At 69.7% G+C, this 3,865-nt stretch carries 4 protein-coding genes, 1 tRNA gene and 1 pseudogene; 4 read left to right on the top strand and 2 right to left on the bottom strand.

Annotated features, from left to right (window positions below; genetic code table 11):
• Window positions 1–122, bottom strand: a 122-nt coding sequence (locus IH13_RS0101640; RefSeq protein WP_031080407.1) for a TetR family transcriptional regulator, incomplete at its 3' end; no start/stop codon positions are given.
• A 95-nt stretch (window positions 123–217) separates the two neighbouring features.
• On the opposite strand from IH13_RS0101640, the gene IH13_RS0101635 reads away from it, so the two are divergent.
• Complete coding sequence (locus tag IH13_RS0101635; RefSeq protein ID WP_031080405.1) at window positions 218–1,279, top strand: FAD-dependent monooxygenase; 1,062 nt, start codon at window positions 218–220, stop codon at window positions 1,277–1,279.
• A 968-nt stretch (window positions 1,280–2,247) separates the two neighbouring features.
• Here the strand turns inward: IH13_RS0101635 and IH13_RS0101625 are convergent.
• Window positions 2,248–2,329: transfer RNA gene (locus tag IH13_RS0101625), tRNA-Tyr, on the bottom strand.
• A gap of 165 nt (window positions 2,330–2,494) precedes the next feature.
• Between IH13_RS0101625 and IH13_RS0101620 the strand changes: the two genes are divergently transcribed.
• The 3 genes and pseudogenes from IH13_RS0101620 to IH13_RS44265 form a co-directional block, all read left to right on the top strand.
• Window positions 2,495–2,983, top strand: coding sequence for a YajQ family cyclic di-GMP-binding protein (locus tag IH13_RS0101620; RefSeq protein WP_031080401.1), 489 nt, complete (start codon window positions 2,495–2,497; stop codon window positions 2,981–2,983).
• Window positions 2,984–3,151: 168 nt separating this feature from the next.
• The gene (locus IH13_RS0101615) at window positions 3,152–3,661 is read left to right on the top strand and encodes a methylated-DNA--[protein]-cysteine S-methyltransferase (protein WP_031080399.1); all 510 of its coding nucleotides are present in this window, start codon (window positions 3,152–3,154) and stop codon (window positions 3,659–3,661) included.
• A 13-nt stretch (window positions 3,662–3,674) separates the two neighbouring features.
• A pseudogene (locus tag IH13_RS44265) lies at window positions 3,675–3,865 on the top strand (alpha-ketoglutarate-dependent dioxygenase AlkB); the annotation flags it as partial.

Here is a 3,865-nt window from a genome sequence, read left to right as displayed (position 1 = left end):
TAGCCGATGGCGGCGTGACTGACCCCGGCCGCGGCGGCGATGTCCCGGACCGTGGTGCGGGCCCATCCGCGTTCGACCAGGCACTGCTTGGCGCCCTTGAGCAGATCTTCCCGGTTTCCCATGCCCACAGCGTACCTGCGGATTGCCCAGGCGGATCATCCGCTTGGTTAATCCAAATGGATTGACCAAATGGACAAGAGAGGTCTACGGTCATCCCATGACCGACAACACTGTTCTGATCTCCGGGGCGAGCGTGGCCGGACCGGCCCTCGCCCACTTCCTGCGCCGCGACGGGTACGACGTGACCGTGGTGGAGCGCGCACCGGCACTGCGGGACAGCGGGTACGCCGTGGACTTCCGCGGGGCCGCCTTCGACGTGCTCGACGAGATGGGCGTCCTGGCCGAGATGCGCGGCCACGACACGAAGATGCGCGGCACCTCCCTGGTGGACGAGACGGGCGCCGAGACCGGACGACTGCCGGCCGAGGTGTTCGCCGGCGAACTGGAGGTCCCCAAGCGGGAGCTGACCCGGATCCTGCACCGGCTCACCGCTGACGACACGGAGTACGTGTTCGACGATTCGATCGCCACGCTCACCCAGGGGGAATCCGGGGTCGAGGTCGAGTTCGAGCGCGGCGCGCCCCGTACGTTCGGCCTCGTCCTCGGCGCGGACGGGCTGTACTCGAAGGTGCGGCGGCTGGCGTTCGGCCCGCACGGCGACGCACTGCGCCATCTGGGCATGTCCGGGGCCGGATTCAGCACGGACGACTTCCTCGGCCTCGACCACAGCGGGGTACTGCACCAGGGGAAGGGCCGGGCCATCTACGCGTTCAGCGCGGGCGACGGGGACCGGCTGGCGGTCAGCCTCTCCTTCGCCACCGACTCCCCGGCCCTGGACCGGCGTCCGCGTGAGGAACAGGAGCACGCGGTCCGCACCGCGTTCGCCGGGTGCGGGTGGGTGGCCCCACGCCTGCTGCGGGCGATGGAGGAGGCGGACGACCTCTACTTCACCTCCTCGTCCCAGGTGCACCTGGACCGCTGGTCGCACGGGCGCGTCGCCTTGGTGGGCGACGCGGCTTACTGCGCGGCCCCCACCAGCGGCATGGGGACCTCACAGGCACTGATCGGCGCACGGGTGCTCGCCCGCCGCCTGGCCGAGTCGGGCGGTGACCACCTCTCCGCGTTCGCCGCGTACGAAGCGGAACTGCGCCCGTACGTCGCGGAGAACCAGGAGAAGGGCAGCGAGGGCGCGGCGGTGTTCGGCGGTGGGGCGCAGTGACCTGAGCACGCGCGTGCACGCATACGCAGAAAACCCGCCCGACCTGCGGTTGCAGCAGGTCGGACGGGGTTTCCCGTCGTGTGGCGGAATTCTCAGGTACCCGGTGACTCATGCAGCGCTGAAGGGAAGACAACTCGGCCGGACCCCGTATCGACTACTGCCGAGTGCTTCGGAACCTCCACTTCTGCGAGGGCTTCCCAAGCAGCGAGGACGAGTTGGCTCAGCCCCGGCAGGGACGCCGAGTGGATCGCGCCACGCGAGCGGCTCTGTGCGAGGTTCCGCGGCTGCCAGTCACCGGACGTACGGCGTCGACGGCTGTTCAGCGGCGGGGCAGTCGCCACTTGGAGCGCATGTTCCAGTGCGAGTCCACAGACAGCGGGCCCCAGCTCGGCGGCAACCGACTGTTCACTCGCGGGCACCGCGGCAAGCAGCAACGGCCAGCGGATCACCATCACCCGCTCCCAGAGTTCGGGCGGCACCGTGTTGGCCAGGTGGTGGCTCTCACCCACGGGCAGATCGCGCAAACGACGTCCGGCCTCCTGCGTCTGCCCCACGTAGCAAAGGCCTGCGCCAGAGGCGAACACCCCGTAGAGCACGGGCCCCGCCATAGCCGGCCCGTCCCCCTGCGCCTCGGCCAGAAGGGCTCCTACTCTGTGTGCGAACTGGTACCGGCGCTCCTGCCAACGGGCCAGTAGCGAGGCGTCCGCGAGCAGAGACTCCAGCGACGCTCTCCAACTGCGGTACGCGTCTTCATACGACTGGGCATTCACAGCCACCAGTCTGGCCGCTCCACGATCCGGCTCCTGTGGGCCCCTGCGCCGCAGCAGCGAGAGGCGGGGCACCGGCCCACCGGGAAGCGGCTCCGGCCTGCGCCGCAGTGCCGATCCTGCACTCCCAGGCCCTTCCCGCATACGCAGAAACCCCGCCCGACCTGCGGTGAAGCAGGTCGGACGGGGTTTCCCGTCCTGTGGCGGCGCCAGGGTTCGAACCTGGGTAGGCTGAGCCGGCAGATTTACAGTCTGCTCCCTTTGGCCACTCGGGCACACCGCCTGGAACGACGCGTCGGAGTCCTGTTCGAGGGCTCCTTGGCGACGACGTAAACGATACCTGATGCCCGGGGGTGCTCCGCCACCGGATTGATCAGTGCCCGGCCCGGGCGGGGGTGGCTAGGCTTTGTGCCGTACCCAACGCATACGACGCAAGGAGCCACACGTCATGGCCGACTCCAGTTTCGACATCGTCTCGAAGGTCGAGCGGCAGGAGGTCGACAACGCCCTCAACCAGGCCGCCAAGGAGATCTCCCAGCGCTACGACTTCAAGGGCACGGGCGCCTCGATCTCGTGGTCCGGCGAGAAGATCCTGATGGAGGCGAACGGCGAGGAGCGGGTCAAGGCGATCCTCGACATCTTCCAGTCCAAGCTGATCAAGCGCGGGATCTCCCTGAAGTCGCTGGACGCGGGTGAGCCGCAGCTGTCCGGCAAGGAGTACAAGATCTTCGCGACGATCGAGGAGGGCATCTCCCAGGAGAACGCCAAGAAGGTGGCGAAGATCATCCGCGATGAGGGCCCGAAGGGCGTCAAGGCGCAGGTCCAGGGCGAGGAGCTGCGGGTCAGCTCGAAGAGCCGGGACGACCTTCAGGCCGTGCAGGCGCTGCTCAAGGAGAAGGACCTGGACTTCGCGGTGCAGTTCGTCAACTACCGGTAGGTGGTCCGCTGCCGTGTGCAGCGGGTGACGTGCGGGGCGGGGTGTGCCGGTGGCGCTCCCCGCCCCGCCTTCGTGTGCGATGTCCGAATCCCGCCGGTCGCGCGCCCGCGCGGGCCGCAGACTCGTACGTACGGGGGCGCGCTACGAGCAGTGGAGAGGGTGACGGTGATGACCACGGTGTACGCGAGGGTCGGCAGTCCGCTGGGTGAGCTGCTGCTCGCCGGTGAGGAGCGGGCCGGTGGCGAGGTGGCTCTGGCCTCGCTGTCGCTGCCGGGGCAGAAGGGCGCCGCGGTCGTCCGGGAGGCCTGGCGGCACGTCCCGGAGGCGTTCGCACCGCTGGCCGCACAGCTGGCGGCGTACTTCGAGGGCCGCCTGACGCGCTTCGACGTGACGTACGCAGAGGGGGTGGGCACGGAGTTCCAGCGGCGCGTCTGGAGTGCCCTGGACACCATTCCGTACGGGGAGACGGTGTCGTACGGGCAGATCGCCGCGCGGGTGGATTCCGGTGGCGCCGGAGTGCGGGCGGTGGGCACCGCGATCGGGCGCAATCCGCTGCTGGTCGTACGGCCGTGCCACCGGGTCATCGGTGCGGACGGGGCGCTACGGGGGTACGCCGGCGGCCTGGAGTGCAAGGAGCGGCTGCTGGGGCTCGAGGGGGCCCTGGCGGTACGGCGCTGACATGGCGGGGGTGATGAGCGGGCGCGGGACTCCGGACCCGTCCGAGGGGCTGTTCCCGCGCCCGCGGAGGGTGGTGGCTCCGGGGGCCGTGCACGTGCCGGGGTGGTTGCCCGGGGAACGGCAGCGGGAGCTGGTGGAGGCGTGCCGGGAGTGGGTGCGGGGGCCCGTGCCGTTGCGGAACACCGTGTCTCTTATACACATCTC

Origin of the sequence: Streptomyces sp. NRRL WC-3549, from assembly GCF_000721935.1 — a bacterium.
In the GTDB taxonomy this organism is placed as follows: domain Bacteria; phylum Actinomycetota; class Actinomycetes; order Streptomycetales; family Streptomycetaceae; genus Streptomyces.
The sequence above is the reverse complement of the archived record's forward strand: the minus strand, read 5'-3'. Positions and strand labels throughout refer to the sequence as shown.